Raw genomic sequence first — 25,162 nt, forward strand, 5'->3', positions numbered from 1 at the left:
GCAGGCTGCCGCGAAAATCCGACCTGGCAACCATCACCGACGAGCACCTGCAAACCATTGTCGCCCTCTACAACAACACCCCGCGAAAATGTCTCGACTTCCAAACCCCAAATGAGGTCTTCTCCAGTTTCTCTAACCGTGTTGCACTTCAAACGTGAGTCCACCTTCCCGCTTTTGCGGGAATGACGGCGTGGATGAATGGGGCGGGTCCTTCTCCCGTTTGGGGAGAAGGGAGAAGGTGGCGTGGGTTAGTGGTCCAGAGGACTTAGAATGACGCCTTGGCGCTGATGCTGAAGGCTAGCACGTTGCCGGTGTCCCAGGATTCGCCGCGGGCATTGCTGTCGGCGCTGATCAGGGAATAGGAGACACCGCCGGACAGTTCGAAATTGGCCGTGGGGCGGTAAGCCGCACCCAGTGACACGCCGTAGCGGTCGCTCTGGTTGCCCGCCATGAGGACGCCGTCGCTGTTGCGCTGCGAGGTGCCCTTGTCCCAGTTGAGCGACCCCAGCACGGTAAGCTCTTCGGTCAGGACGTGGGCGATCCCGGCCGATACCGACCAGCCATCCTCATAGGCGAGGGTGGTGCCGACCGGGCGTATCGAATTGTTGACGGTGAGCTCGTCGATGGCGGACCAATCGACCCATTTGACGCTGCCCAGTGCCAGCCAGCGCGGTGCAATGCCGGTTTGTGCCTTGACCTCGAAACTCTGTGGCATGGTCAGGTCGGCCGTTGCGCCAACCTTTGGCAGAACATTGCCGTACACCGTGCCTTCGAGTTCGTAGTCGATTGCCGCGTTGTAGATGGCGCTTACGCGCAGCGCGATTTCGGGAACTTCGTAGGCGGCGCCCAGCCGCCAGCCAAAGCCGGAACCATCCAGCGAGAGGTTTTCCATCCGGATGGGGCCGGGGAATGGCGGAGCCAGGCGCGCTTCGTAGTTAAGCTGCTGCGCCGATACGCCGCCGATGATGCTGGCAAGGCCCGGGCCGACATCGAAGCCAAAGGCGCAGGTCGCGCCGATGTCATTGGAGGTGAGGCGCTCGCGGACGACTTGTCCCGTGTCGCGCGCATAGGCAGGGTCGCGGTCAATCCCGGTGCCCCAGGGATTCTGCACCGAGATCAGGCACGAGGCGGTATCAAGGAAATCGGCCTTGAAGCCCATGTTGTAGTAGACGCGATTGGATGAGGTTGCCACGGTGCCGGGGCCGAAGCCGGAATTCTGGGTTTCGTGGTTGATGGTGACGTGGGTCAGCGTGCCCTTGCCGGCGTATGTTGCCGGATCGAAGAGAAGATCCCAATTGTAGCCGTTGGCCTCGAGGCCCCCGGCATGGGCTGAGCCGATTGCGGCGGGGACGGCCAAGGCCGCAAGCGCAAAAATATATAAGTGGCGGCGTGCCATGCATTTCTCCCCTGAAGCGGCGATCCTCCATCGCCGCTGCGAAACCGCCTGCATTCGCAGCACGGTTGACGTATGCGTCAACTTCAACCTAGTTCGCGCTGCCGGTCAATCGGACTTGATCGCATTTAGGCTAAATTGTGTCAGTGGGTGCAACGGCGCAACAGTCGCCTGTTGGCCTGGTAAATCAAACGACAAAGGCGGCACTGGGTGCCGCCTTTGCTTCAGAGTTGGATGTGGCGGATTATGCCATGGCCTTCTGCAGGTTCTGGTCGATAGCGTCGAGGAAGCCCAGGGTCGAGAGCCAAGGCTGATCGGGGCCGACGAGCAGGGACAGATCCTTGGTCATCTTGCCTTCTTCGATGGTGTCGACGGTGACCTTTTCGAGCGTCAGCGCGAACTTGGCCAGCGCCTCGTTGTCGTCGAGCTTGGCGCGGTGGGCGAGGCCACGGGTCCAGGCAAAGATCGAGGCGGTGGAGTTGGTCGAGGTTTCCTTGCCCTGCTGGTGCTGGCGGTAGTGACGGGTCACGGTGCCGTGGGCGGCTTCGGACTCGACGATCTTGCCATCGGGCGTGGCCAGAACCGAGGTCATCAGACCCAGCGAGCCGAAGCCCTGAGCCACGATGTCGGACTGCACGTCGCCGTCATAGTTCTTGCAGGCCCAGACGTAGCCGCCGGACCACTTGAGTGCCGAGGCGACCATGTCGTCGATCAGGCGGTGCTCGTACCAGATCTTCTTGGCTTCGAACTGTTCCTTGAACTCGGCGTCGTAGATTTCCTGGAAGATGTCCTTGAAGCGACCGTCATAGACCTTGAGGATGGTGTTCTTGGTCGACAGGTATACCGGCACGCCACGGGCGAGGCCGTAGTTGAAGCTCGAATAGGCAAAATCGCGGATCGAGTCGTCCTGGTTGTACATCGCCATGGCGACGCCTGCGCCGGGCGCCTGATAGACTTCGTGCTCGATGACCTGGCCGTCTTCGCCGGTGAACTTGATGGTCAACGTGCCCTTGCCGGGGAAGGTGAAGTCGGTGGCGCGGTACTGATCGCCGAAGGCGTGGCGGCCGACGATGATCGGCTGGGTCCAGCCCGGCACGAGGCGCGGCACGTTCTTGCAGATGATGGGCTCGCGGAAGATCACGCCGCCCAGGATGTTGCGGATGGTGCCGTTTGGCGACTTCCACATCTTCTTGAGCTTGAATTCTTCGACGCGCTGTTCATCGGGGGTGATGGTGGCGCATTTGATGCCGACGCCGTGCTTCTGGATGGCATGGGCAGCGTCGATGGTGATCTGGTCGTTGGTCGCGTCGCGGCTTTCAACGCTGAGGTCGTAATATTCGATCGGCAGATCGAGATAAGGATGGATGAGCTTGTCCTTGATCGCCTGCCAGATGATGCGGGTCATCTCATCGCCGTCGAGATCCACGACTGGATTGGCGACCTTGATTTTGCTCATCGGAAAATTCTCCCTGAAATCCGCGTATGGCCTTATGGCCGAGTTCGGCAGCCCCTATAGCATCGGCAGCCAAAAGCGCAAAGACCGCCTCGGCATGGGGGCTTGCCCAGCGGGCGCTACTTGGGCGGCAGGGTGCGCACGAAGGCGAGGGCGGCGCCGATCCAGTGCATGAGGATGTCCTCGTCTTCAAGCACATCGCCCGAAACTTCGAGAAAACCGGTCATGGTGCGGTCGCCCATCCGCATCAGGGTTGCGCCGGGTTCGGACAGGTATTGTTCCTGGTTCTCCTTGCCGACGCGAACCAGCAGGCTGCCTTCCTTCATCACGGCAACCAGCATGTTGCCGGCCAGCATGAAGGCGCGGCCGCCGAACATTTTCTGCTCGGTGATAGAAAGGCGAGGATCGAGCGTGTCGCGGATGCGGTCGGACAGTTCGTCGGAAGCAAAACTCATGGGCGGCTCGGTGGGGCGTGGCGGAGTTGAAGGCTTGCATGGCGTTTGTGCTGCCGCAAGAGCCGGTCTTGCGTTTGCGCCAGCCACTGCGCAAACTGCTTGAGGGGCAGGAGAATGCGATGGCGCTTTACCCGACATATCCGCTGCATACCGAGCGGCTGACCCTGCGCCCGTTCACTCGCGGTGACGTGGACGGTGTCTTTGCTTATCGCAGGCTGGATGAGGTAGCGCGCTATCTGTTCGACCATCCGCTCAGCCGGGAAGAGTGTGCGCTGGCGGTGCAACAGCGGATCACCCAGATCGGACTTGCGGAGGTGGACGACAAGATCATCCTTGCGGTGGAGCTGAGCGAAACCGGTGCGCTGATCGGTGAGGTTTCCCTGATCTGGCGCAGCGTAGAGGCGCGTCAGGGGGAGGTGGGCTGGATTTTCGATCCGGGATACCAAGGCAAGGGTTTTGCCACGGAAGCTGCCAATTTCATGCTGGACCTGGCGTTCGGCCCCGGAGACATGCACCGCGTGTCGGCACGATGCGATGTGCGCAATGAGGCATCCTGGCGGCTGATGGAGCGGCTCGGCATGCGGCGCGAAGCCCATTTTCGCGAACACGCCATATTCAAGAGCTCCTGGGACGAGGAATATATCTATGCAATCCTGTGGCAGGAGTGGCGCCGGCTGCGTCATCCGCAGGAAGAAATTTCTTGAGGAATGCCAGTAATTTGCATGAGGTAGTTTTTTCCTGCCCAGCGCAGGAACCTCCCCTTCCAGAGTGACGTTGAAGATGCTGGGTCACAACTATCGGCCAGGGAGCGGAAATTACCATGTCATCTTTGTCATTGCCTATTGAAACAGACCGTTTGGTGTTGCGGACTTTTGAGCGCAGCGACATTGATGATCTCTGCGCCTACCACATGCTCCCGACGATGCAGCGCTATGTTTTCAGCCGCACGCGGGACGAAGCGGAAGTGGCATGCGCCCTTGCCATCATGCGGAACCACGTGAGCCTGCAACGCCCGGGAGATACCCTGACGCTGGCAATGGTTCGCAAGGGCGACAAGATTCTGATCGGGCATGTGTCGCTCAACTGGTCGGATGCTACCGCCGGGCAGGGTGAAGTGCGGTTCTGCATTAACCCAAGTTATTCAGGGCAGGGCTTTGCGAAAGAGGCGCTCGGCGCTTTGCTCGATCTCGCCTTCGACCACTTCCGCATCCATCGGATTTTTGCGCGCTGCGACGGGCGCAGCCACCATTCGATCAAGCTGATGCAGCAGATGGGCATGCGGCTTGAGGCGCATTATCGTGAGCATGCCCTGTTCCAGGGCGAATGGGACGAAGAACTGCACTTTGCCATCCTCGATCGTGAGTGGCAGCGTTCTGCCAAGGTCAAGGAACTGCCCCTGCGCCATCGCGTCGCCTGATTTGATCTGGCACCCATAAATCGGCTATGTCGCCTGATCGTTTAGGTTGGGCAGCATGGCCGGTACGGATTCTTCCATTAAAATCGAGTTGCGGCCGACGCCGGCCGTTATCCTGTGCGAGCCACAGTTGGGCGAGAACATCGGCACGGCGGCCCGGGCCATGGCCAATTTCGGGCTGTGGGATTTGCGGCTGGTCCGCCCACGCGACGGCTGGCCCAATGAGCGCGCGGTAGCCGCAGCGTCCCGCGCCGATCACGTCATCAACAAGGTGCGCGTCTTCGAAACGCTGGAAGAGGCGATCGCCGATCTTAGCCTGGTTTATGCCACGACCGCCCGCTCGCGAGACCTGAAAAAACCGGTGCTCGGACCGGACGAGGCATCGGGCAATCTGCATGCTCACATCAGCAATGGCAGGGGAGCGGGCCTGCTGTTCGGCCGTGAGCGCTGGGGCCTGCTCAACGAGGAAGTTGCGCTCGCCGATGCAATCGTCACCTTGCCGGTCGAGGCGGCTTTCGCCTCGCTCAACATTGCCCAGGCCGTGCTGCTCATGGCCTATGAATATCGTCGGCACAGCGAACTCGGCACACAATTGCCGTTCAGCGAGACCATGGCCGAGGTTGCGCCGCGCGACGAACTGATCGGGCTATTCGGGCATCTGGAGTCCACGCTGGACGGCTCGGGCTTTTTCACCGCTCCCGACAAGCGGCCGACCGTGATCAACAATCTGCGCACCATGCTGGAGCGGGGCAAATTCACCAGCCAGGAGATCCGCACGCTGCGCGGCGTGATCTCTTCGATCGACCGGCGCCACCAGCGGCCAAACCCCAACCGGCAGAAGCCGCAACGGGACGAAAACGATTCTTGAGGCTTTTGGACGCTTCTTGTTCATTCCGGCTTTGACTGCGTCAAATCGCCGTGCGATTGGCTGAGGGATGAGCACGTCCCCAGCCGATGCGTCCCGTCGCGCCTTTAGTTATATCGGTTTCCGCTACTTCTGGATCACGACGCTCCTGGTGAGCTTTGCCGTCCAGATCATGTCGGTCTCCATTGCCTACCAGATCTATACGGTCACTCGTGAACCGTTGCTGGTTGGGATGGTCGGGCTCTGCCTGTTCCTGCCTGCCCTGGTGCTCATTCTGGTGACGGGGCTGGCCGCAGACCGCTTCAATCGCCGCAAGATCATGGCGATCTGTCTTGGGGTCGAATTGGCCTGTGCGCTCGGCTTCTTGCTGTTCGTCAATGCCGAAGCGCACGAAGTGGGGCCGCTGTTCGGTATTCTTGTGGTGCTCGGCACTGCGCGTGCATTCTGGGGACCGGCGGCGCAATCGCTGGCACCCAATCTGGTGCCGTCCGAGGCGCTGTCGAACGCCATTACCGTCAATGCGTCGGCCTGGCAGTTTGCCGCGATTGCAGGGCCTGCGTTGGGCGGCGTGCTTTATGCCTTTGGGCCTGTGGTGGCCTTCGGCACGGGCGCTGTGCTGCTGCTGTGCGCCATCGGCAGCGTTCTGATGATTCCCCAGCCGCCGCAGCGGGAATCGCATGCAGCCACCAGCATGGAAACGCTGCTCGGCGGTTTCCGCTATATCTTCAGCAACAAGGTGGTGCTCGGCGCCATTTCGCTCGACATGTTCGCGGTGCTGATGGGCGGGGCGGTGGCCATGCTGCCGATCTATGCCACCGATATCCTGCATGGCGGCTCGATTGCCAATGGGTTGCTGCGGGCCGCGCCGGGGCTGGGCGCAATCGTGATGGCGCTTTACCTGACGCGGTTTCCGATCCGCAATTTTGCGGGCCGGATCCTTTTCGTCTTCGTTGCGCTGTTCGGGGCGTTTACCGTGGTGTTCGGGTTTTCGACCTCGCTGTGGATTTCCATTCCGGCGCTGGCGCTGGTTGGCGCTTCCGACATGGTGAGCGTCACCATCCGCGAGACCATCATGCAGCTTTGGACGCCCGAGGAAGTGCGCGGGCGGGTCAATGCCGTCAATTCGGTGTTTATCGGCGCGTCCAATGAACTGGGCGAGTTCAGGGCCGGGACAGTGGCGCACTTTATCGGTCCGGTCGCGGCAGTGGTGATCGGCGGCTTTGGCGCCATCGCCGTGGCTGGTATTTGGAGCCAGATTTTCCCGGGCCTGCGCGAACAGAAAACGCTCGACCACAGAATGGTCGCCGACGGGATCGCCGAGCCCAGTGCTGCGCAGTAGGACAAACAAGGGCATGGCTTGACTTTGGGCCTTGCCGCTTATATCACGCGGCCACCTATACGGGCCACTGGCCTCTAGGCGCACCCGGGATCTCCTAAATTATTGGGGTCTGTCGGTCATCCCTCCGGGGGTGGCAGAGGAGGGCGCGATCCATTTTTTCGACTTTGAAAAGGATACGCGATGTCGAAGCGCATTTCTGCTAAGCACAAAATTGACCGCCGTCTTGGCGAAAACATCTGGGGCCGTCCCGGCTCCCCGCTCAACGCGCGCGCCTATGGCCCCGGCCAGCACGGCCAGCGCCGCAAGGGCAAGCTCTCGGACTACGGCCTGCAGCTCCGCGCCAAGCAGAAGCTCAAGGGCTATTACGGCTCGGTCACCGAGAAGGCCTTCAAGAAACTCTACACCGAAGCTGCCCGCGTCAAGGGCGACACCGGCGAGAACCTGATCGGCCTGCTCGAGTCGCGCCTGGACGCGATCATCTACCGCGCCAAGTTCGTGGCAACGCCGTTTGCCGCCCGCCAGTTCGTCAACCATGGCCACATCCTGGTCAATGGCAAGCGCGTGAACATCCCATCCTACCAGGTCAAGATCGGCGACAAGATCGAAGTGCGCGAGCGCTCCAAGCAGCTCGCCGTGCTGATCGAAGCCACCCAGCTGGCCGAACGCGACGTTCCGGATTACGTCGAAGTCGACCACAACAAGATGACCGCCACCTATGTGCGCGTGCCCGCCCTGTCGGACGTGCCATACCCGGTCCAGATGGAACCGAACCTGGTCGTCGAATTCTACTCGCGCTAAGCGCAGTCGAATTACTGAATTGGAAAGGGCCGCTCGCTGGAGCGGCCCTTTTTTGTTTTTGGGTGGTTGCCTCAGTAGACCTCATCCTGAGCTTGTCGAAGGACGAGGTCGTGGCACCGACGCTCCACTCGCTCGACCTCGTGGTTCGACAAGCTCACCATGAGGTCTTCCAACTTTCGTCACCTGAACCAGATCCGTGTGCCTTCAAAAAGGCCGCTCCGGAGAGCGGCCCAATAGCCTGGTTTATGGATTCCCCGGCCGGCTGGGGACGCCGACGTCGACGACCTCCTCGTGCGGGGGTGGATCATCGGGCAGGTCGGCATCCACTATCAAAGGAGCATCGGGCGGGAGGTGGCTCTCGAAGGCCCGAAGGCGCTTATGCACGGACAGCAATTCGACGATGGTCGGCCAGGACGTTACCAGGAACTGGAACGAGGCCGATACGCGGTTGAACGCCAGCACCACCTGCTGGTAGGTGCCCATGGTCATGGCGCCCGCCACGAGCGAGGGTGCCATCACCAGCATCGGCAGAATGCTGGCCACGTTGCCGTAGGAGAAGCGAGCAAGATTGAAGTAGGTGTAGTGCCAGTAGAGGCGGAAGTAGTTCTTTTGCACGCCGGCAAAGAGCTGGCGCACCGTCACCGGCTCGGCGCGTTCGCCGCTGTCTTCGCCATAGACCAGTTCCTTGCGGAAGGCCGCTTCGACGCGCTGGTTGTGGAACTCCAAGCCCGGAAGGCGATACCCCACGAGGGCCAGCAGCGCGGTACCGAATGCCGCCAGGATCAGCGCTACCCAGACCAGCGCACCATCGACTTCGCCGATAATCGGCACGGTGGTGATATTGGCCGAAAGCCCGTACAGCAGTGGCAGGAACACGACCAGCACCATCATGGAATCGAAGAAGGCGACCAGAAGTCCTTCAAGGATCTGCGCCAGGCGCATCGTATCTTCCTGCACGCGCTGGGACGCGCCTTCGATGTGCCGCAGCCGCTGCCACTGGCTCATGTAGTAGAACGTCATCGCTCGGCGCCAGCGGAACACGTAGTGCGAAGTGAAGAACGACAGGGCGACGATGAGGATGATATAAGGCGCCATTACCGCTGCATAGACATAGGTCTGCTCGGCGATCTGGTCGAAGGTCACGGTGCCGGGATTGGACGAGCCTCTCTGCAGGAGATCGAAGAAAATGCCATTCCAGCCATTCGACCAGGCGTCCCACTGCACTGTGAAATAGGTCGCTTCCAGGATGGTGACGGTGCCGACCACGGACCACCAGAACCAGTAGTGCCGCTTGTAGAAGTACCAGAACAGGCAAAAGGAATAGCCGATCATCAGCACGTATTGGTAGAGCCAGATCTTGTCGGGCGAGAGGAACGGATCAGGCACCGCTTCAGTGGGCGCCGTGCCCAGCCAGCGGCCAAGGCCGATGAAGCCGGCGAGTGCGTCTCCCGCCAGGAACCAGATGACCATAGCGGCTACGATCCAAAGGACAGCGGAGGGAAAGAAAATCTTGGGATCGGGAAAGAAGGAACGAAACACCGCAAAGCTCCGGGGCGTCATGAATGCGTCATCTAACGGCGCGACCTGGGTGAAAGCAAGAATGCCAAATTAAGCTTTGGTAAGGTTGCCTTGCGCCGGTTTTCCTTCCCCTCGGCGGCCGGGGGCGCTATCAGCAGGGCACGACATGAAAGAGAGTTTCGGCATGAGCCAGGTGATGGAAGCGGCGCCCGAAGGCACGCAGGAGGCAGAGGGCGGCGGACACCCCGTCTACGCCCATGCGCCGCGCACCGGCGAGTTCAACAAACTGCGCAAGCGGCTGATCCGAAACACCCGCGAGGCGCTGGAAAAATTCGGCATGGTGCGGCCGGGCGAGAAATGGCTGGTGGCGCTCTCGGGCGGCAAGGATAGCTATGGCATGCTGGCGCTGTTGCTCGATCTGCAATGGCGCGGGCTGCTGCCGGTCGAGCTGCTGGTGTGCAATCTCGATCAGGGGCAGCCCAATTTCCCCAAGCATATCCTGCCTAAATATCTGGGTGATCTGGGTGTGCCCCACCGCATCGAATACAAGGACACCTATTCCATCGTGACCGAAAAGCTGCCGGCGGGGGCGACCTATTGCTCGCTGTGCAGCCGGTTGCGCCGCGGCAATCTCTATCGCATCGCGCGCGAGGAGGGGTGCACGGCGCTGGTGCTGGGCCATCATCGCGACGACAGCCTCGAAACCTTTTTCATGAACCTCTTTCATGGCGGCAAGGTCGCTGCGATGCCGCCACGGCTGCTCAATGACGAGGGCGATGTCGAGGTGCTGCGGCCGCTGATCTATTGTGCCGAGGATGACCTGCAGCGCTTTTCCGATGCGATGGGTTTTCCCATAATTCCCTGCGATCTCTGCGGTTCGCAGGATGGGCTGGAGCGCAACGCCATGAAGGCCATGCTCGGCGATATCGAAAAGCGCATGCCCGGCCGCAAGGATGTGATGATCCGGGCGCTGGGGAACGTGAACGCCAGTCACATGCTTGACACCAAGCTGTTTGATTTCAATGCCTTGTTCAGCAAAAGGACTGCCTCGTGACCTTCGATGCCATGGCGCTTGCCAATATCCTGCGCGACGCTGCACGTGCCGAAGCCCTGCCGCGCTTTCGCCGGCTCGACGCCAGCATGGTGACCACCAAGACCGAAGCGATCGACCTAGTCACGGAGGCCGACGTTGCGACCGAGGAGGTGATCAAGGCGCGCCTTGCGCAATGGATGCCGCAGGCGCTGTTTGTCGGTGAGGAATCGGTGGCGGCGGACCCTGCATTGCTCGGGCGGCTCGCGGAGGCCGATCTGGCGGTGGTGGTGGACCCAATCGATGGGACGGCGAACTATGCCGCCGGGCTGCCGCTGTTCGCCTGCATGGCGGCGGTAGTGTCGGGCGGGGAAACCGTGGCCGGCATCATCTACGATCCGATGGGCGATGACTGGATCATGGCCGAGAAGGGCGCTGGCGCCTGGTTGCGGCGGCCCAATGGCGAGGCGGCGCGCCTGCAGGTTGCCGATCCGCTGCCGATCGAACAGATGGTGGGCACCGCGTCGGTTGCCTACATGCCGGCCGAGACGCGGCCGCAAATCCTGCAGAACACGGCCAAGGTGCGGCTGCTGTCGAACTTCCGCTGCGCTGGGCACGAGTATCGCATCTTCGCTTCGGGCCACACACAGTTTCTCAGCTACAACAAGCTCATGCCCTGGGATCACCTGGCGGGCGTGCTGATCAGCCAGGAGGCCGGCGGATACGCTGCGCGCATGGATGGCTCGCCCTATCAGCCGCATCACATCGGTGGCGGGCTGCTGCTCGCGGCGAACCGCGAGAGCTGGGAAGCGTTGCGGCGCGAAGTCTTTACCTTCTAGCGCAGAATGGCTGCGGCGGCGGCTTCAAGTGCGCCGGGCCCATGTGGAATGCCGAGCGCCTGCATGCCGGCTTCCATGGTGGCGAGGACGCCGAGCGTCATGTGGGCGTTGACGTGACCCATATGGGCGACCCTGAGGAAATCGGCATAGGAAGGTTCGGTCGGCTGGGCCATACCCAGGCCGATGCCGAGCGTCACGCCGGCTTCGGTTTCCAGCCATTTGCGAAGGGCGCCGGCGCCGCCATTGGGGATGGTGGCGGCGGTGACGGACCAGCCGCGGGCGCTTGGGTCAGGAATGTTGAGCGCGATGCCGGTGCCCTTGCCCCAGGCGTCGAAGGCCGCCCAGATGGCATTGGCCAGCCGCCGGTGCCGGTCCCAGGTGTTCTCGAGGCCCTCCTCGTCCAGGATCATCGTCAGGGCTTCGCGCAGGCCATAGAGATGGTGCGTGGGTGCGGTGCCGCCGAAATATTGCCAGAACTCGGCGCCGACCGCGCGCGGCTTCCAATCCCAATAAGGCGTTACAAGGCCCGATTGCTGAGACACTGCCAGCGCCTTGTCGGAAAACCAGATGAAGCCCAATCCCGGCGGGATCATCAGGCCTTTCTGGCTTGCGCCGATGATGACGTCGATGCCCCACTCATCCATCCGCAACTCGTCGCAGCCAAGCGAGGCAATGGCGTCGACCGCGAGCAGGGCCGGGTGGCCGGCCGAGTCGATTGCCGCGCGGATGGCAGCGATATCGTTGCGGGCGCTGGAGGCGGTATCGACATGGGTGACGAGGACCGCACGGATTTCGTGATCAGTATCGGCGCGTAATGCCTCGGCAATGCGGGCGGGATCGGCCGGGCCGCTCTTGCCGAAATCGAGGATATCGACCTCGATGCCCATCTTGCGGGCTGTCTCCGCCCAGCCGAAACCAAACCGACCGGTTGCCGCTAGCAGCGCGCGGTCGCCGCGCGAGAACATGTTGCAGATTGCCGCTTCCCAGGCGCCGTGACCATTGGCGATGTAGATCGCGACGTTTTGCCCGGTCAGCGCCACACGCTTGAGATCGGCTACGACTGTTCGGGTAACGTCAATGATCTCGCCTTCATAGATATTGGGCGCCGTGCGGTGCATGGCGTTGAGCACGCGATCGGGTGACACGGAAGGGCCAGGGATGGCGAGGTAGGAGCGGCCGGTGGCGAGAGGCATGGGATGGTCCGGGTGGAATTTGGAGGGCCGGGGTATCAGTCATGACTCGGGAGCCGGGGGCAAGCGGTCTGTGTGCATGGGGGATTCGCTTCATGGGGCCGGGTGCCACGGCCTCGTGGTTCGTCCTTCGACAAGCTCAGGAGGCTCACCATGAGGGCAATTGAGTGTGCTCACCAATGCCCTTGCCACGACGCATAAGTCTGTGCTTATGTGTTGGCATGAGTGATGTCGATATCTTCAAGGTTCTGGCAGATCCGACCCGGCGGGCGGTGCTTGAGCGTCTGGCATCGGCCGAGATGACCGGAAGCGAGTTGCGGGAAGGTTTTGCCATTTCGCAGCCGGCTATGTCCCAGCATCTGGCAGTGTTGCGGGCAGCGGGGTTGATCAGCGAGCGGCGCACGGGTCGCTATGTCAATTATCGCGTCGAGCCGGAAGGCATGGCGCCACTGCATGAGTGGCTCGCACGATATCGGGCATTCTGGCCCGAGCGAATCGGTGCCCTCAAGGATTTGCTCAAGGAGATGGATCAGTGACCGGACAGGACAACGAAATCGTCTTTGAATGCGCGCTCGATGCTCCGCCCGAGAAGGTCTGGCGGGCGCTGACCATTCCCGAATATCTGGCGCGCTGGCTAAAGCCCGATCAGCACATCGATTTGGCTGTGGTGACCGCCGAGGAGAACAAGAGCCTGACCTATCGGTGGCGCGAATCGGGGCAGGGCGCAATCGTCGGCGCAGAGGATAGTGTCGTCACGTTCGAATTGACCCCGATGCACGATGGGGGCACCTGGTTCAAGCTGACCCATGCGCCGCTCGCACTGCCGGTGGCGGCAAACAGCAATCAACGCGGCCCCATGATGCTGGCCGCCTAGCACTTCTCGATACAGTTTCCCAAAAGGAGTTCGCCTATGCGCGACATGATGCAACTCGTCCCTATGGTCGTTGAACAATCCAGCCGAGGGGAGAGGTCCTTCGATATCTACTCGCGCCTGCTGCGCGAGCGGATCATCTTTGTGAACGGCGAGATCGAAGACAACATGGCTTCGCTTGTTTGCGCGCAGCTGCTGTTTCTTGAGGCGGAGAATCCGAAAAAGGAGATAAGCCTTTATATCAACTCGCCCGGCGGCGTGGTGACCTCGGCCATGGCGATGTACGACACCATGCAGTTCATCAAGGCGCCGGTGGGGACGCTGTGCATGGGCATGGCCATGTCCGCGGGTTCATTCCTGCTGATGGCCGGCGCGCCCGGCAGCCGCATCTGCCTGCCCAACGCGTCGATCATGCTGCACCAGCCCAGCGGCGGTTTTCAGGGTAAGGTGACCGACATCATGCTCCATGCCGAGGAAAGCCAGCGCCTGAAGCGGCGCATGCACATGCTTTATAGCAAGCACTGCGGACGAACCTATGAGGAGGTGGAAGCCGCGCTGGAGCGGGACAACTTCATGACACCCGACCAGGCCCGGGCCTGGGGCCTGGTCGATCATGTCTATGCTGATCGCGGCGCGATCGAGGGGGCCGGTGGTCGTGAGGGAACAGACAACTAAGCGTTGCTGCCCGGTTCTTTCGCGCCATCGCCCTTGAGGGGGGAGGGGCGTAGCCTCACGGCAAGCACACCAATGCTGAACCTCTCATCCGGCCTGCGGGCCACCTTCTCCCCTCAGGGGAGAAGGGAAAGAGGCGACACCGCGAAGGGTTCGTATAGCCTAGTGCGCTGCCTGGTGGCTGAGGTCGCCGTGGCTGTGTTCCTCGCCGACGCCGAACAGCTTGCCGCGTTCGGCGATGAGGATGCAGATCAGTGCCAGCACACCCATGCTGAAATAGCCTACCGCCGTTGGGATGGTGGTGCCGTTGAAGAGCTGGCCGGTGTAGCTGCCGATCAGCGCGCCGCCCACGGTCTGGATAAAGCCGAACACGGCAGCGGCGGTGCCGGCGACGGCGCCAAGCGGCTCCATCGACAGCGAATTCATGTTCGAGGCGGCCCAGCCGAAGCTGAACATGATGATCGCCAGGAGCGAGAAGAACAGCCAGAGCGGCAGGAAGCCGATCAGGGCGAAGACCAGCCAGACGCCGGCAAAGCCGGTGAACGCCAGCATGGCGCCGTGCGACAGCCGCCGCATGCCGACGCGACGGACAATGCGGGAATTGGTGAACGAGGACACCCCCATCAGCCCGGCCATTGCAGCGAAAGCCACGGGAAAGTAGACGCCCAGGCCATAGATATCGACATAGATCTGCTGGCTGGAACTGATGAAACCGAACAGGGCGCCAAACAGGAACGTGCCTGCCATGCCGTAGGAAATCGCCACGCGATTGGTGAAAACGATGACGAAACCGTCGACCACGGCCTTGAAGCTCAGTGGACGGCGGTGTTCGACCGGCAGGGTTTCGGGCAGGCGGATATAGGTCCAGACCCAGAAAATTGCCGCCAGCACACCCATGAAGATGAAGATGTTGTGCCAGTCACCCATCAGCAGGATCACCTGGCCGATACCGGGCGCGATGATCGGGATGGCCATGAACACCATGAAGGTCAGCGACATGACTTCAGCCATTTCGCGGCCCGAGTAGCGGTCCCGCACCACGGCGGTGGCGATGACACGCACGCTGGCGGCACCCATTCCCTGGATGAAGCGCAATACGAGCAGAATGGTAAAGCTGGGTGCAAAGACTGCGACGATGGCGGCCAGGATATAGAGCGCCATGCCCAAAAGGAGTGGCGCGCGCCGGCCAAACCGGTCGGTCAAAGGACCGAATGCCAGCACCGCGATGCCCATGCCCAGCATGTAGGAGGATATGACGAACTGACGCTCGTTCTCGCTCGACACGCCAAGCGCTTCGCCCATGTAGGGGAGGGCCGGCAGCATGACGTCGATAGCCAGGGCATTCAGCGCCATCAGGGCTGCCATCAAGGCAATGAATTCGGGGCGCGAAAGGATGCGCGTGAAATGATCGGACATTGATGATCTCTGAAGTGGTGTCGCCGCAGAAAGGGGCGCCAGGGTTCGTGGCGCGGACCATGAACTCCATGTAGCGCTTTGGCAAGCTTTGATCGGCAAAAAACGATGGTTCCTGCCGACCGGTTCCGTCAAGCCGGTTTCAACGCAAAGCTGGATGCACTGCGTTCGTTGATCGGCAGATGCAGTGCGGCAGAGCCGAGCCCCAGGAGAATACCCATGTACCAAACCAGGCTATAGGAGCCGGTCTGGTCATAGACATAGCCGCCCAGCCAGACGCCGACGAACGAGCCGATCTGGTGGCTAAGGAACGCCATGCCATAAAGCATGCCCATGTAGCGCGCTCCGAAGAACAGCGACACGAGGCCTGCGGTCAGCGGCACGGTGGAAAGCCAGAGAAGGCCCATAGCGGCCGCAAAGGCGTAGGCGGTGACTTCGCTGACGGGAATCAAAAGGAACAGTCCGATGGCCACCGAGCGCAGGAAATAGATAGTCGCAAGCAGCATCTGCTTGGGCAGACGGCCGCCGAGATAGCCGGCCAGCAGTGAGCCGACAATATTGAACAGGCCGATTACCGCGATCGTCCAGCTGCCGACTTCGGGCGAGAGGCCGCATTGCACGAGATAGGCCGGCATGTGGACGTTGATGAAGGCGAGGTGGAAGCCGCAGACGAAAAAGCCGATCACCAGCAGGCGATAGGAGCCGTGGCCCCAGGCCTTCGACAACGCCTCCATGAACGGCAAATCCGCATGTCCGGTGGTGTTCTCGGTGCGGCCGCGGAGCGCGTAGCTGAGCGGAATGATCAGCAGCAGCGCCATGGCGAGATAGAGCAGGGCCGACTGCCAGCCGAAGGCATTGATGAAGCCCTGGCTGATCGGGGCGAAGGCGAACTGGCCGAACGATGAGGCAGCGGTGGCGACGCCAAAGATCAGGGAACGTTTTTCATTCGGAACGGAACGGCCGAATGCTGCCATCACGACGCTGAACGAGCAGATGGCGATACCGACGCCCGTGACAATGCCGGCGGTGATCGTGAGCAGCCCGGCGGTGGGCGAAAAGGCCATGCCAAGCACGCCCAGCGCGTAGATCGCGGCGCCCACGGCGATTGTGCGGCCGGTACCCACCCGGTCGGCGAAGGCGCCGGCGAAGGGTTGGGCTATGCCCCAGGCCAGGTTCTGGATGGCCATGGCCATGCCCCAGCCCTCGCGCGTCAGGCCCAGATCGCCCGTCATTGGCAGGGTGAACAGACCGAAACTGGTGCGCACGCCATTGCCGATCGCGGCAATGATGCAGCCCGCAATGATCAAGACGAGCAGGGGCACGGCGGGGCGAAGGGCGGACGAAGACATGAAGCGTGCTCCAGGTGGCGCTGCCACCTTTTACGCCTGCGCTACGATGTCGCAAAGCAACAAAGCTGAATGGGGGCCATCAACGTCTGTGATGGCTGGACGCTTGTTTGGGGGATGTTCTTGGTTTGCCGCGGCTTCTCGCGGGCTTGAGCCGCGGGTCCGGCGCGCGCGCAGAGAGGCCCTCGGGTTAGGCCCGAGGGAAGCAATGTGGGTTGGCTGCTATTGGGGCAGCCCTTGGCCGGTGCCTTAGGCGGTCTGCTTGACTGCGATGCCGGCGGCTTCGAGCTGGCTTTGGAGTTCGCCAGCCTGGAACATCTCGCGCACGATGTCGGCACCGCCGACGAACTCGCCCTTGACGTAAAGCTGAGGAATGGTCGGCCAGTTGGTGTAGGCCTTGACCCCGTCGCGCAGCTCGGCGCTTTCAAGCACGTTGGCGCTGCCGTATTCCACGCCAAGATAGTTCAGGATCTGCACGACCTGCCCGGAAAATCCGCACTGAGGGAAATCTGGCGATCCCTTCATGAACAGGAAGATGTCGTTGTTCTTCACCTTGTCGTCGATGAAGGCGTTGATGTCGCTCATGGGAGAAACCTTTCGTCGGGCTGTCGGAGCCAAGATGTGTTGGCACATAAATAGGTCATCGCCAAGGCGATGTCGAGGTCACCATCGGCGCTTCACGATGATGCGAAGCGGCTCATCGTTTGGGTTTGGCCATTGCGCCAAGCCCCGCAAGGACTTCGCTGGGAATCTCGAGTTCCTGAATCACATCGGTGTGCTTGCGGAAGCCGATCAACTCGCGCTGCACGAAGTATTCCCAGACGACGAGGCGTGCGGTCGAGAGCGCTGAGGCACGGTCGGCGTCGGCACTGGCCAGGGCGGCGACGGCATTGACGACCTTGCGCTCGGCTGCGCCCAGCGAGGACGCGCGTTCGGCGAGGATCTCGTGATCGATCGCCGCCGTCCCCGCCTCGGGGCGGACAGTGCGGATCAGGTCCAGCGAGTCGCGCAGGGACATCGCGCTACTCGGGGACGCCGGTTTGCAGCGCGAGTGCGTGCAGCGCTCCGCCCATGTCGCCCTGCAGGGCCGCATAGACGATCTGGTGCTGCTGGACGCGCGACTTGCCGCGGAACTGCTCGGAAATCACCGTGGCAGCCCAGTGATCGCCATCACCGGCAAGGTCGCGGATTTCGATCGTGGCATCGGGCAGCGCAGCCTGAATGCGGCGTTCGATTTCGTTGGCTTCCATGGGCATGGCTTAACTCCTGACAAGAGCCGGCTTGTGTGCCGACTCCTCCAAGATATGGCAGTGCCATGGTGGCTTCAAGGAGCCAGTGTCAGGCGGCCGCACCATCCATGTAAGCGGGGAACCAGCCTTCATGCGAAGCCTTCAGGTCGCTGACGGGAAGAGGCCGTGCCGCGCCGAGCACAAGGTCTGCGCCGCCGGTGGTGCCGATCCAGGGCGCGAAGATGCCGAGACGCTCGGCTTCGTTCCACAGGGCCATGATCTCCTCGCCCTGCGGGTCGAGCTTCACCGTCACCAGGTAGCGGCCCTGGTCCTCGCCGAAATATTGCAGGATCGGGTCTTGGTCGTTGAGATCGACAATGGTCGCGCCGATGCCCGAGGCGACGGACATTTCGGCTAGCGCGACCCCGAGGCCGCCATCGGAAAGATCGTGAACGGCGGTTGCGACACCGTCGCGGATCAGCTTGCGCACGAAATCGCCGGTGCGGCGCTCATGGGCGAGGTCGACATGGGGCGCGGAGCCGTCGCGGCGGCCGAACAGGTCGCGCAGGTAGATGGACTGACCTAGATGCGTGCCGCGGGTGGCTGGGGCGCCGACGAGGAGAATCATCTCGTTTTCGGCGGCAAAGCCGATCCGGGCCATCTTGGTCCAGTCGGGCAGGAGGCCAACGCCGCCAATGGTTGGGGTGGGCAGGATGCCCTGGCCATTGGTCTCGTTGTAGAGCGAGACATTGCCCGAAACGATGGGGAAATCGAGTGCGCGACAGGCTTCGCCGATGCCCTTGATGGCATGGACCAGCTGGCTCATGATTTCAGGGCGCTCGGGGTTGCCGAAATTCAGGTTATCGGTGGCTGCGAGCGGCTCGGCGCCGGTTGCTGTCAGATTGCGCCAGGCCTCCGCGACGGCCTGCTTGCCACCCTCATAGGGGTCGGCTTCACAATAGCGTGGGTTGACGTCGGAGGTGAACGCCAGGCCCTTCGTGGCGTGGCCTTCGACGCGGATGACGCCGGCATCACCGCCGGGGCGCTGCATGGAATTGCCCTGGATCAGTGTGTCGTATTGCTCGTAGACCCAGCGGCGGGACGCGATCTGGTGGCTGCCCATGAGCTTGAGCAGGGCTTCAGCGACGTCCACCTGCGGTATGTCATCGGCGGCCAACGCTGCGGCAGGAACCGAAGGCGTCCAGGGGCGGTCATATTCGGGAGCCTCGTCGCCGAGATCCTTGATGGGGAGGTTGGCGACTTCCTGGCCCTGCCAGAGCACGCGGAAGCGCAGGTCATCCGTGGTCTTGCCAACAGTAGCGAAATCGAGTTCCCACTTGACGAACACGGCGCGGGCTTCGGCTTCTTTTTCGGGGTGCAGCACCATGAGCATGCGCTCCTGGCTTTCGCTCAGCATCATCTCGTAGGGCGTCATGTGGGTTTCGCGCACCGGAACCTTGTCGAGATCGAGTTCGATCCCGAGGTCGCCCTTGGCGCCCATTTCAACGGCCGAGCAGGTGAGGCCCGCTGCGCCCATGTCCTGAATGGCAATCACGGCGCCGGTTGCCATCAGCTCAAGGCATGCCTCGAGCAGGCGCTTTTCAGTGAAGGGGTCGCCAACCTGCACGGTGGGGCGTTTTTCCTCGATATCGTCGCCGAACTCGGCAGACGCCATGGTCGCGCCACCGACGCCGTCGCGGCCGGTCTTGGCGCCGAGATAAACAACGGGAAGGCCGACGCCTTCGGCCTTGGAATAGAAGATCTTGTCGGTGTCAGCGAGACCAGCGGCGAAGGCATTGACCAGGATATTGCCGTTGTAGCGTTCGTCGAACTCGACTTCGCCGCCCACGGTCGGCACGCCGAAGGCGTTGCCATAGCCACCCACGCCAGCGACTACGCCGGAGACGAGATGGCGGGTTTTTTCATGGTCCGGCGCGCCAAAGCGCAGCGCGTTCATGGCCGCGACGGGGCGGGCGCCCATGGTGAAGACGTCTCGCAGAATGCCGCCCACGCCGGTCGCCGCGCCCTGATAGGGCTCGATGAAGCTTGGGTGATTGTGCGATTCCATCTTGAAGACAACCGCCTGCCCATCGCCGATATCGACGACACCGGCGTTTTCGCCCGGGCCCTGAATGACGCGCGGGCCGGTGGTAGGGAGGGTCTTGAGCCACTTCTTGGACGACTTGTAGGAGCAGTGCTCGTTCCACATCGCCGAGAAGATGCCCAGCTCCGTATAAGTCGGCTGGCGCCCGATCAGCGCAACGATCTTTTCGAACTCGTCAGGCTTGAGGCCATGGTCGGCAACGAGTTGGGGCGTGATGGCGATGTCGTTCTGGTAAGTCATCAAGAGTCTTTTCCGTAGGGAGGCTCTGGAAAATATTCCATGTAGGTTTGGGTGGTGCGTGCCGTGTCTTCGCCGAACAAGTGTCCGACAAGCCAGAGCGACATGTCTATTCCGGCTGAGACGCCGGCACTGGTGACGACGCTGCCGTCATGCACGTAGCGTTCATCGAGAATGTAGGTGTGCGGGGCGTGCGTACGCAGGAAGTCCAGCGCATGGCGATTGGTCGTGGCGCGGCGCCCTTCAAGGAAGCCTGCGCGCGCCAGGAGAGCCGCGCCGGTGCAAACCGAAGTCTGCCACGTTGCGGCGGCCAGATAGGTTCGGATCGCCGCGTTGAACTCATCGTTCTCGGCCAGCGGGCGCGTGCCCTTGCCGCCTGGGATCAGCACGATATCGGCATGCGGCGCTTGGGACAGGGTGTGATCGGCCGTGACTTTTAGGCCCTTGGCGCAGGTGATTTCCGTCGCGGGCCAGCCGACAGTGAAGGCGTCAAGCGGCGCGCCGATCTGGCGGGCCATAGTGAACACCTCCCAGGGGCCAACGAAATCGAGCTCCTCGACGCCGGGGAAGATGAGAATGGCGACGCTCAGGCGCTTGCTCTCATTCATGAACGAGGTTCCAGTTGCGCGTCAGAAAATGATCGAGAGCGATGACCAGGGCCGAGAGAGCCGCAAGACCGGCGGCCATGAACAGAGCCCCCAGCAGCACGGCGCCGATGCCCAATTCATCGATGTTCATGAACGGGTAGGGATAGCGGTGGAGCCACGCGCCGCGCAACATGACCGCGACGAAGTAGATCAATGTCGGCAGGAGCATAACGGGAAGATTGCCCCAGCGGAGTTGACCATGCGGTTGGCCGATTACCCACCACAACAGGTAGAGCAGCGGGGCTACGTAGTGCAGGAGCCTATCCGAGAGTTCGAGCAAGCCCGTCGGGGCGTAGAGGTGGCGCAGCACGAAGAAGACGTAAAGGCTTACCAGAGTGATGCAGGCGACCATGGAGCCGCGGGTGACCGGATGGCGGAAGATGGCGAGGCGTTGGGTCGGCAGCACTTCCGAGAGGTAGATCAGCACCAGCACGATGTTGGTCAGGATCGTATAGAACGCAAAGAAGCTGCCGAGGGCGCCGGGAATATCGCGGCCAGTGGCCAGCGAGATCTGCATCGAGAAAACGAACTCAATCAGCAACCCGGCGGTACCAGCCGCAAGGCCGAGTCCGGTCAACAGCTTTCGCGGATTGACCGGCGCTCTTCCCATCAGGCAGCCTGGCCGAGAAGCCCGGAGAACAATGCCCTGCCGTCGTCTCCGCCGTGTGCGGATTCGATCAGGTTTTCGGGATGCGGCATGAGGCCGAGCACGTTCTTGCGCTCGTTCAAGATGCCGGCGATGTTGTTGATCGAGCCGTTGGGATTGGTGCCATCGGCATAGCGGAAGGCCACGCGACCTTCGCCTTCGATGCGAGCGAGGGTGTCGCTGTCGGCGAAGTAGTTGCCGTCATGGTGCGCCACGGGGCAGCGGATGACCTGCCCGTTGGTGTAGCCGCGCGTGAAGGCCGTGTCGGCGTTGGTGACCTCGAGTTTGACCTCGCGGCAAACGAATTTGAGCGACTGGTTGCGCATCAGGGCACCCGGCAACAGGCCCGCTTCGAGCAGGATCTGGAAGCCGTTGCAGACGCCCAGCACGTTGACGCCGGCCGCGGCACGGTCGCGGACCCTGTCCATGATCGGTGAGCGGGCGGCAATGGCGCCGCAACGCAGATAATCGCCGTAGGAGAACCCCCCCGGTATGACGATCAGGTCGACATCAGGCAGGTCGTCGTCCTGGTGCCAGACGATGGCAGGGGCGGTGCCGGAAATCTTGGTGAGCGCCGCGATCATGTCGCGGTCGCGATTGAGCCCGGGGAAGACGATGACGGCGGATTTCATCGGCTAGTCCTCGCTATGTCAGGAGTTGCGAGGCTCTTTTGGTGGGTCTTGGCCGAAAAGGCAAGGGCTTTGCAGGTGGTTTCCTTTTCCTGTGATTGGCGGAGAAGGAAACGGCTTTCACTCGGCGGGAACGGCCACACTTGCCGGGCGCGAACCTTTGGTGCCGGGCAGTTGTGCCCAGGCGGGACGCTCGAACAGGAACCGGCCCCAGCCGGTGCGCAACACGAGCCAATAGAGGATCAGCGGCGAGACGATGGCGACGCTCATGGTGAGCAATGTCAGAAGGGTTGGCTCGATCAGCCCGAGCTTGATCAGGACCGTACGGGCGATGCTCATGGGCAAGACGAAGGCTACGTAGACGATCAGCGATTTGGAGCCCAGCCAGCGCAGCCAGTTCATCCATGGCAGGCGGGTGAGGAGCGCCGCGATGACGCAGAGGGCGGCAGTGCCGGCCAGCGCCAGGACCAGGTGGAGGCCGGGCAGACCGGCAAGACCCATCGCCGGGTGGACCGGGTGCATGGCGAAGCCAGGCGAAAAGACCAGTGCTGCGTTGATGGCGGCCCAGGCGAGGAGAGCGGCTAGGGCGGTGCCTGCATGTTCCTGGGCCCATGCAGCAAGGCGGAACAGGCGGGGGGCGAGGACGAAGCCAGCGTAGAAGAAGACGAAATAGGCGCAGAACTGGTCAACCAGATAGCTGCCGGTGTGCACGCTGGCCATCTGCAGGATCGCGCCGGCGCCGAATACCGCCCATACGGGTGCCTTGAGATCATGCAGGAGCTTGGTGGCGGCGCCGACCACGGCGAGCATATAGATGAACCACAGGACGCCATAGGGCTGGACTACGGCCCAGGCGATTTGTTCAAGTGCGCCGACAGGATTGGTCGACAGCAGACCGACCTTGAAGATGATGTGGATCAGCGCCCAGAGCACGTAGAAATAAAAATAGTGCACGATGCGCCGGTCGGCGAAGGCGCGCCAGGGGCGGTCGATGACCTGGGAGAGGAACAGACCCGAGATCAGGAAAAACTCGGGCATGCGGAAGGGGGTGGCGAAGGCGATGCCCCAGTGGAATGCGCCGACCCCACCCGTATCTTCGCCGACGCTCGAGGCCGCATACATCATGACGACGAGAAAGATGGAGAGGCCCTTGGCCATATCCACCCATTCGAGCCGCTGCTTGCTTTCCGCCATTGTCCGCACTCCCGCAATTCGTCCGGGAGTAATAGCGGCAAGTGATGGCGGGGGAGATAACGAGTTGACGGCAAGCTTAAGGCGAATGCTTAACTGGTAAGCTTTTCGCTAAATTGCGCAATCAACCTGTTGATGGCTCTAGCCGTGTCGCACGTACCGGCTCAAGCTTTTGGCGTATTGTTCAGACGGGTACCGACGCATAGGCTGCGAACAGCAGGCCGAGGGTCGCGAAGAACATTACGGACAGAGAAACGGTTTTAAGCATGGCAATATGGTCCTGCGCCTCTTCTTGACGCGAATTTAGTTATCGTCGTCAGACGTTAATTTGTGATTTCGATCGCGAAATTCTCGATCACAGTATTTGCCAGCAGCTTTTCGCACATGCTGGTGAGTTGTGAACGAGCGGATTCCTCGTCGGTTCCATCAATCACGAGGTCGAAGACCTTGCCTTGGCGGACGCTGGCGACCCCGGGAAAACCGAGGCCCTTCAACGACCCTTCGATGGCCTGACCTTGGGGATCAAGCACGCCAGCCTTGAGGGTGACGGTTACACGCGCCTTCATATCGCCACTCCGATGAACGCTTACTGAACGAGGCGCGGACCGGTGGTCAGCGCGTTTTCGGTCTCGACGAGAATGCCAAGGCGCTGCGCGACCTCGCGATAGTTCTCGATCAGGCCGCCCAGGTTTTCGCGGAAGCGATCCTTGTCCATCTTGGTGCGGGTTTTGACGTCCCAGAGGCGGCAGCTGTCGGGAGAGATTTCGTCGGCGAGGACGATGCGCATGAGATCGCCCTCGTAGAGGCGGCCGCATTCGATCTTGAAATCGACGAGCTGGATGCCGACACCCATGAAGAGGCCGGTCAGGAAATCATTGACCCGGATGGCGAGGCTCATGATGTCGTCGAGCTCGGCGGGAGTGGCCCAGCCGAAAGCGGTGATGTGCTCTTCGCTGACCATCGGGTCATGAAGGGCGTCATCCTTGTAGCAGAACTCGATGATCGAGCGGGGCAGTTGCGTGCCGGGCTCGAGACCGAGGCGCTTGACCAGCGAGCCGGCCGCGAAATTGCGCACGATGATCTCGAGCGGAATGATTTCCACTTCCTTGATCAGCTGCTCGCGCATGTTGATGCGGCGGATGAAGTGAGTCGGAATGCCCAGGCCGTTGAGCTTGGTGAAGACGAACTCGGAAATGCGGTTGTTGAGCACGCCCTTGCCGTCGATGATTTCATGACGGGCGCCGTCGCCGGCGGTGGTGTCGTCCTTGAAATATTGAACCAGAGTGCCCGGCTCAGGACCCTCGAACAGGATCTTGGCCTTGCCCTCATAAATTTTACGTCGACGGTTCATTGGGAATCCGGACTGATGGAGGGAGAATTTCGCCGCTTCATGCGCCAGAACGGCCATTGAAGGCAAGCTCTTTCGTGGAAAGAGGTGTTGCGCATCCACGAAGTCGCACCTGCGGGGCGGCCGTTGATTTGGCTGGCCGAACCGCCTATGTCGGTTGGCAAGCGCCGGAAAGCGCAGGCATTGCCAAGCGGGAGAGTTGCATGAGCCAGTTCGAAGATCGTCAGAAGGGCCAGGAGGCGAAGTACGCCTTTGACGCGGAAAAGAAGTTCAAGGCCGAGGCGCGCCGCAACAAGCTGGTCGGCATCTGGGCTGCCGAACTGATGAGCTTGACCGGCGACGAAGCCAAAGCGTATGCCGCCGAAGTGGTTGCCGCCGACTTCGAGGAAGCCGGCGACGAAGACGTGTTCCGCAAGGTGTCCGGTGATCTCAAGGCCAAGGGATTGAGCATCGGGGACGATGTGATTCGCCAAAAGATGCTGCAATTGGTGTTGGTGGCGAACGAGCAGATTGCCGCTGAAGGCTAAGGGCTTTT

The 25,162-nt window shown here is 61.7% G+C and carries 28 protein-coding genes; 11 read left to right on the top strand and 17 right to left on the bottom strand.

Annotated features, from left to right (window positions below):
- Window positions 1-265: 265 nt before the first annotated feature.
- The 3 genes from C8264_RS00010 to C8264_RS00020 form a co-directional block, all read right to left on the bottom strand.
- On the bottom strand, window positions 266-1,396 hold the full coding sequence (locus C8264_RS00010; RefSeq protein ID WP_162783379.1) for an OmpP1/FadL family transporter: 1,131 nt from the start codon (window positions 1,394-1,396) through the stop codon (window positions 266-268).
- Between the two features lie 241 nt (window positions 1,397-1,637).
- Window positions 1,638-2,849, bottom strand: a complete 1,212-nt coding sequence (locus C8264_RS00015; RefSeq protein WP_108458916.1) for an NADP-dependent isocitrate dehydrogenase — start codon at window positions 2,847-2,849, stop codon at window positions 1,638-1,640.
- 116 nt (window positions 2,850-2,965) lie between these two features.
- On the bottom strand, window positions 2,966-3,301 hold the full coding sequence (locus C8264_RS00020) for a TfoX/Sxy family protein (RefSeq protein WP_162783380.1): 336 nt from the start codon (window positions 3,299-3,301) through the stop codon (window positions 2,966-2,968).
- Between the two features lie 38 nt (window positions 3,302-3,339).
- On the opposite strand from C8264_RS00020, the gene C8264_RS00025 reads away from it, so the two are divergent.
- The 5 genes from C8264_RS00025 to rpsD all read left to right on the top strand — a co-directional run bounded on the left by C8264_RS00025 (window position 3,340) and on the right by rpsD (window position 7,717).
- The gene (locus tag C8264_RS00025) at window positions 3,340-4,005 is read left to right on the top strand and encodes a GNAT family N-acetyltransferase (RefSeq protein WP_245892870.1); all 666 of its coding nucleotides are present in this window, start codon (window positions 3,340-3,342) and stop codon (window positions 4,003-4,005) included.
- A gap of 116 nt (window positions 4,006-4,121) precedes the next feature.
- Window positions 4,122-4,718: a GNAT family N-acetyltransferase gene (locus C8264_RS00030; RefSeq protein ID WP_108458917.1), complete on the top strand. Its 597-nt coding sequence runs from the start codon at window positions 4,122-4,124 to the stop codon at window positions 4,716-4,718.
- Between the two features lie 55 nt (window positions 4,719-4,773).
- Window positions 4,774-5,583, top strand: coding sequence for an RNA methyltransferase (locus tag C8264_RS00035; protein ID WP_108459460.1), 810 nt, complete (start codon window positions 4,774-4,776; stop codon window positions 5,581-5,583).
- 67 nt (window positions 5,584-5,650) lie between these two features.
- Window positions 5,651-6,919, top strand: a complete 1,269-nt coding sequence (locus C8264_RS00040; protein ID WP_108458918.1) for an MFS transporter — start codon at window positions 5,651-5,653, stop codon at window positions 6,917-6,919.
- A gap of 180 nt (window positions 6,920-7,099) precedes the next feature.
- Complete coding sequence (gene rpsD / locus C8264_RS00045; RefSeq protein ID WP_108458919.1) at window positions 7,100-7,717, top strand: 30S ribosomal protein S4; 618 nt, start codon at window positions 7,100-7,102, stop codon at window positions 7,715-7,717.
- A gap of 243 nt (window positions 7,718-7,960) precedes the next feature.
- Here the strand turns inward: rpsD and sbmA are convergent, their stop codons facing one another.
- A complete protein-coding gene (gene sbmA / locus C8264_RS00050; protein ID WP_108458920.1) occupies window positions 7,961-9,256 on the bottom strand; it encodes a peptide antibiotic transporter SbmA in 1,296 nt (431 codons plus the stop codon).
- A 175-nt stretch (window positions 9,257-9,431) separates the two neighbouring features.
- Between sbmA and ttcA the strand changes: the two genes are divergently transcribed.
- Both ttcA and C8264_RS00060 read left to right on the top strand, forming a co-directional pair.
- Window positions 9,432-10,289, top strand: a complete 858-nt coding sequence (gene ttcA, locus C8264_RS00055; RefSeq protein ID WP_425430658.1) for a tRNA 2-thiocytidine(32) synthetase TtcA — start codon at window positions 9,432-9,434, stop codon at window positions 10,287-10,289.
- Window positions 10,290-10,300: 11 nt separating this feature from the next.
- Window positions 10,301-11,104 carry an inositol monophosphatase family protein gene (locus tag C8264_RS00060; protein WP_108459462.1) on the top strand — a complete coding sequence of 268 codons (804 nt, stop codon included), beginning with the start codon at window positions 10,301-10,303 and terminating at the stop codon, window positions 11,102-11,104.
- On the opposite strand, the gene C8264_RS00065 is transcribed toward C8264_RS00060, so the two are convergent.
- Window positions 11,101-12,297 (bottom strand): pyridoxal-phosphate-dependent aminotransferase family protein, encoded by a 1,197-nt coding sequence (locus C8264_RS00065; RefSeq protein ID WP_108458921.1) that lies wholly within the window; start codon window positions 12,295-12,297, stop codon window positions 11,101-11,103. The two genes, C8264_RS00060 and C8264_RS00065, sit on opposite strands and share 4 nt — an antisense overlap.
- Window positions 12,298-12,497: 200 nt before the next feature.
- Between C8264_RS00065 and C8264_RS00070 the strand changes: the two genes are divergently transcribed.
- Genes C8264_RS00070 through C8264_RS00080 form a run of 3 tightly spaced genes read left to right on the top strand, consistent with a single transcriptional unit; the run spans window position 12,498 to window position 13,840 of the window.
- Window positions 12,498-12,830 (top strand): ArsR/SmtB family transcription factor, encoded by a 333-nt coding sequence (locus tag C8264_RS00070; RefSeq protein ID WP_108459463.1) that lies wholly within the window; start codon window positions 12,498-12,500, stop codon window positions 12,828-12,830.
- Window positions 12,827-13,168, top strand: coding sequence for an SRPBCC family protein (locus C8264_RS00075; protein ID WP_108458922.1), 342 nt, complete (start codon window positions 12,827-12,829; stop codon window positions 13,166-13,168). Before C8264_RS00070 ends, C8264_RS00075 begins: the two co-directional genes overlap by 4 nt.
- A 36-nt stretch (window positions 13,169-13,204) precedes the next feature.
- On the top strand, window positions 13,205-13,840 hold the full coding sequence (locus tag C8264_RS00080) for an ATP-dependent Clp protease proteolytic subunit (RefSeq protein WP_108458923.1): 636 nt from the start codon (window positions 13,205-13,207) through the stop codon (window positions 13,838-13,840).
- 159 nt (window positions 13,841-13,999) lie between these two features.
- On the opposite strand, the gene C8264_RS00085 is transcribed toward C8264_RS00080, so the two are convergent.
- From C8264_RS00085 to purC, 12 genes are all read right to left on the bottom strand, one after another.
- Window positions 14,000-15,253 (bottom strand): multidrug effflux MFS transporter, encoded by a 1,254-nt coding sequence (locus tag C8264_RS00085; protein WP_108458924.1) that lies wholly within the window; start codon window positions 15,251-15,253, stop codon window positions 14,000-14,002.
- A gap of 128 nt (window positions 15,254-15,381) precedes the next feature.
- Window positions 15,382-16,599, bottom strand: coding sequence for an MFS transporter (locus C8264_RS00090; RefSeq protein ID WP_108458925.1), 1,218 nt, complete (start codon window positions 16,597-16,599; stop codon window positions 15,382-15,384).
- 246 nt (window positions 16,600-16,845) lie between these two features.
- On the bottom strand, window positions 16,846-17,181 hold the full coding sequence (gene grxD, locus C8264_RS00095; RefSeq protein ID WP_108458926.1) for a Grx4 family monothiol glutaredoxin: 336 nt from the start codon (window positions 17,179-17,181) through the stop codon (window positions 16,846-16,848).
- Between the two features lie 112 nt (window positions 17,182-17,293).
- On the bottom strand, window positions 17,294-17,614 hold the full coding sequence (locus tag C8264_RS00100) for a DUF6665 family protein (RefSeq protein WP_108458927.1): 321 nt from the start codon (window positions 17,612-17,614) through the stop codon (window positions 17,294-17,296).
- Window positions 17,615-17,618: 4 nt separating this feature from the next.
- A complete protein-coding gene (locus tag C8264_RS00105; RefSeq protein WP_108396423.1) occupies window positions 17,619-17,852 on the bottom strand; it encodes a BolA family protein in 234 nt (77 codons plus the stop codon).
- Window positions 17,853-17,934: 82 nt separating this feature from the next.
- A complete protein-coding gene (gene purL / locus C8264_RS00110) occupies window positions 17,935-20,169 on the bottom strand; it encodes a phosphoribosylformylglycinamidine synthase subunit PurL (protein WP_108458928.1) in 2,235 nt (744 codons plus the stop codon).
- Window positions 20,169-20,774: a DJ-1/PfpI family protein gene (locus C8264_RS00115; RefSeq protein ID WP_205245588.1), complete on the bottom strand. Its 606-nt coding sequence runs from the start codon at window positions 20,772-20,774 to the stop codon at window positions 20,169-20,171. The genes purL and C8264_RS00115 overlap by 1 nt, the downstream gene beginning before the upstream one ends.
- Complete coding sequence (locus C8264_RS00120) at window positions 20,767-21,423, bottom strand: Pr6Pr family membrane protein (protein ID WP_108458929.1); 657 nt, start codon at window positions 21,421-21,423, stop codon at window positions 20,767-20,769. The genes C8264_RS00115 and C8264_RS00120 overlap by 8 nt, the downstream gene beginning before the upstream one ends.
- Entirely contained in the window at window positions 21,423-22,091 is a 669-nt protein-coding gene (gene purQ / locus C8264_RS00125; protein ID WP_108458930.1) for a phosphoribosylformylglycinamidine synthase subunit PurQ, read from the bottom strand. Before purQ ends, C8264_RS00120 begins: the two co-directional genes overlap by 1 nt.
- Window positions 22,092-22,208: 117 nt before the next feature.
- Entirely contained in the window at window positions 22,209-23,282 is a 1,074-nt protein-coding gene (locus tag C8264_RS00130; RefSeq protein WP_108458931.1) for an acyltransferase family protein, read from the bottom strand.
- A 320-nt stretch (window positions 23,283-23,602) separates the two neighbouring features.
- The gene (gene purS, locus C8264_RS00135; protein WP_108458932.1) at window positions 23,603-23,845 is read right to left on the bottom strand and encodes a phosphoribosylformylglycinamidine synthase subunit PurS; all 243 of its coding nucleotides are present in this window, start codon (window positions 23,843-23,845) and stop codon (window positions 23,603-23,605) included.
- A 20-nt stretch (window positions 23,846-23,865) separates the two neighbouring features.
- Entirely contained in the window at window positions 23,866-24,630 is a 765-nt protein-coding gene (gene purC, locus C8264_RS00140) for a phosphoribosylaminoimidazolesuccinocarboxamide synthase (protein WP_108458933.1), read from the bottom strand.
- Between the two features lie 200 nt (window positions 24,631-24,830).
- Here purC and C8264_RS00145 point away from each other — a divergent pair, with 200 nt between their 5' ends.
- Window positions 24,831-25,154, top strand: a complete 324-nt coding sequence (locus C8264_RS00145; protein ID WP_108458934.1) for a DUF1476 domain-containing protein — start codon at window positions 24,831-24,833, stop codon at window positions 25,152-25,154.
- The last annotated feature ends 8 nt before the right edge of the window (window positions 25,155-25,162 follow it).

It is taken from the genome of Devosia naphthalenivorans (assembly GCF_003056355.1).
GTDB lineage: Bacteria > Pseudomonadota > Alphaproteobacteria > Rhizobiales > Devosiaceae > Devosia > Devosia naphthalenivorans.

What these genes read in the sequence shown, in the direction of transcription:
- C8264_RS00145 (WP_108458934.1), top strand. Translation starts at nt 24,831, where the DNA reads ATGAGCCAGTTCGAAGATCGTCAGAAGGGCCAGGAGGCGAAGTACGCC.
- C8264_RS00020 (WP_162783380.1), bottom strand. Translation starts at nt 3,301, where the DNA reads ATGAGTTTTGCTTCCGACGAACTGTCCGACCGCATCCGCGACACGCTC.
- rpsD (WP_108458919.1), top strand. Translation starts at nt 7,100, where the DNA reads ATGTCGAAGCGCATTTCTGCTAAGCACAAAATTGACCGCCGTCTTGGC.
- C8264_RS00010 (WP_162783379.1), bottom strand. Translation starts at nt 1,396, where the DNA reads ATGGCACGCCGCCACTTATATATTTTTGCGCTTGCGGCCTTGGCCGTC.
- C8264_RS00130 (WP_108458931.1), bottom strand. Translation starts at nt 23,282, where the DNA reads ATGGCGGAAAGCAAGCAGCGGCTCGAATGGGTGGATATGGCCAAGGGC.
- C8264_RS00060 (WP_108459462.1), top strand. Translation starts at nt 10,301, where the DNA reads ATGGCGCTTGCCAATATCCTGCGCGACGCTGCACGTGCCGAAGCCCTG.
- C8264_RS00100 (WP_108458927.1), bottom strand. Translation starts at nt 17,614, where the DNA reads ATGTCCCTGCGCGACTCGCTGGACCTGATCCGCACTGTCCGCCCCGAG.
- C8264_RS00065 (WP_108458921.1), bottom strand. Translation starts at nt 12,297, where the DNA reads ATGCCTCTCGCCACCGGCCGCTCCTACCTCGCCATCCCTGGCCCTTCC.
- purQ (WP_108458930.1), bottom strand. Translation starts at nt 22,091, where the DNA reads ATGAAATCCGCCGTCATCGTCTTCCCCGGGCTCAATCGCGACCGCGAC.
- grxD (WP_108458926.1), bottom strand. Translation starts at nt 17,181, where the DNA reads ATGAGCGACATCAACGCCTTCATCGACGACAAGGTGAAGAACAACGAC.
- purS (WP_108458932.1), bottom strand. Translation starts at nt 23,845, where the DNA reads ATGAAGGCGCGTGTAACCGTCACCCTCAAGGCTGGCGTGCTTGATCCC.
- C8264_RS00085 (WP_108458924.1), bottom strand. Translation starts at nt 15,253, where the DNA reads ATGTCCGATCATTTCACGCGCATCCTTTCGCGCCCCGAATTCATTGCC.
- C8264_RS00025 (WP_245892870.1), top strand. Translation starts at nt 3,340, where the DNA reads ATGGCGTTTGTGCTGCCGCAAGAGCCGGTCTTGCGTTTGCGCCAGCCA.
- C8264_RS00035 (WP_108459460.1), top strand. Translation starts at nt 4,774, where the DNA reads ATGGCCGGTACGGATTCTTCCATTAAAATCGAGTTGCGGCCGACGCCG.
- C8264_RS00115 (WP_205245588.1), bottom strand. Translation starts at nt 20,774, where the DNA reads ATGAATGAGAGCAAGCGCCTGAGCGTCGCCATTCTCATCTTCCCCGGC.
- C8264_RS00030 (WP_108458917.1), top strand. Translation starts at nt 4,122, where the DNA reads ATGTCATCTTTGTCATTGCCTATTGAAACAGACCGTTTGGTGTTGCGG.
- purL (WP_108458928.1), bottom strand. Translation starts at nt 20,169, where the DNA reads ATGACTTACCAGAACGACATCGCCATCACGCCCCAACTCGTTGCCGAC.
- purC (WP_108458933.1), bottom strand. Translation starts at nt 24,630, where the DNA reads ATGAACCGTCGACGTAAAATTTATGAGGGCAAGGCCAAGATCCTGTTC.
- C8264_RS00040 (WP_108458918.1), top strand. Translation starts at nt 5,651, where the DNA reads ATGAGCACGTCCCCAGCCGATGCGTCCCGTCGCGCCTTTAGTTATATC.
- C8264_RS00015 (WP_108458916.1), bottom strand. Translation starts at nt 2,849, where the DNA reads ATGAGCAAAATCAAGGTCGCCAATCCAGTCGTGGATCTCGACGGCGAT.
- ttcA (WP_425430658.1), top strand. Translation starts at nt 9,432, where the DNA reads ATGGAAGCGGCGCCCGAAGGCACGCAGGAGGCAGAGGGCGGCGGACAC.
- C8264_RS00105 (WP_108396423.1), bottom strand. Translation starts at nt 17,852, where the DNA reads ATGCCCATGGAAGCCAACGAAATCGAACGCCGCATTCAGGCTGCGCTG.
- C8264_RS00120 (WP_108458929.1), bottom strand. Translation starts at nt 21,423, where the DNA reads ATGGGAAGAGCGCCGGTCAATCCGCGAAAGCTGTTGACCGGACTCGGC.
- C8264_RS00090 (WP_108458925.1), bottom strand. Translation starts at nt 16,599, where the DNA reads ATGTCTTCGTCCGCCCTTCGCCCCGCCGTGCCCCTGCTCGTCTTGATC.
- C8264_RS00080 (WP_108458923.1), top strand. Translation starts at nt 13,205, where the DNA reads ATGCGCGACATGATGCAACTCGTCCCTATGGTCGTTGAACAATCCAGC.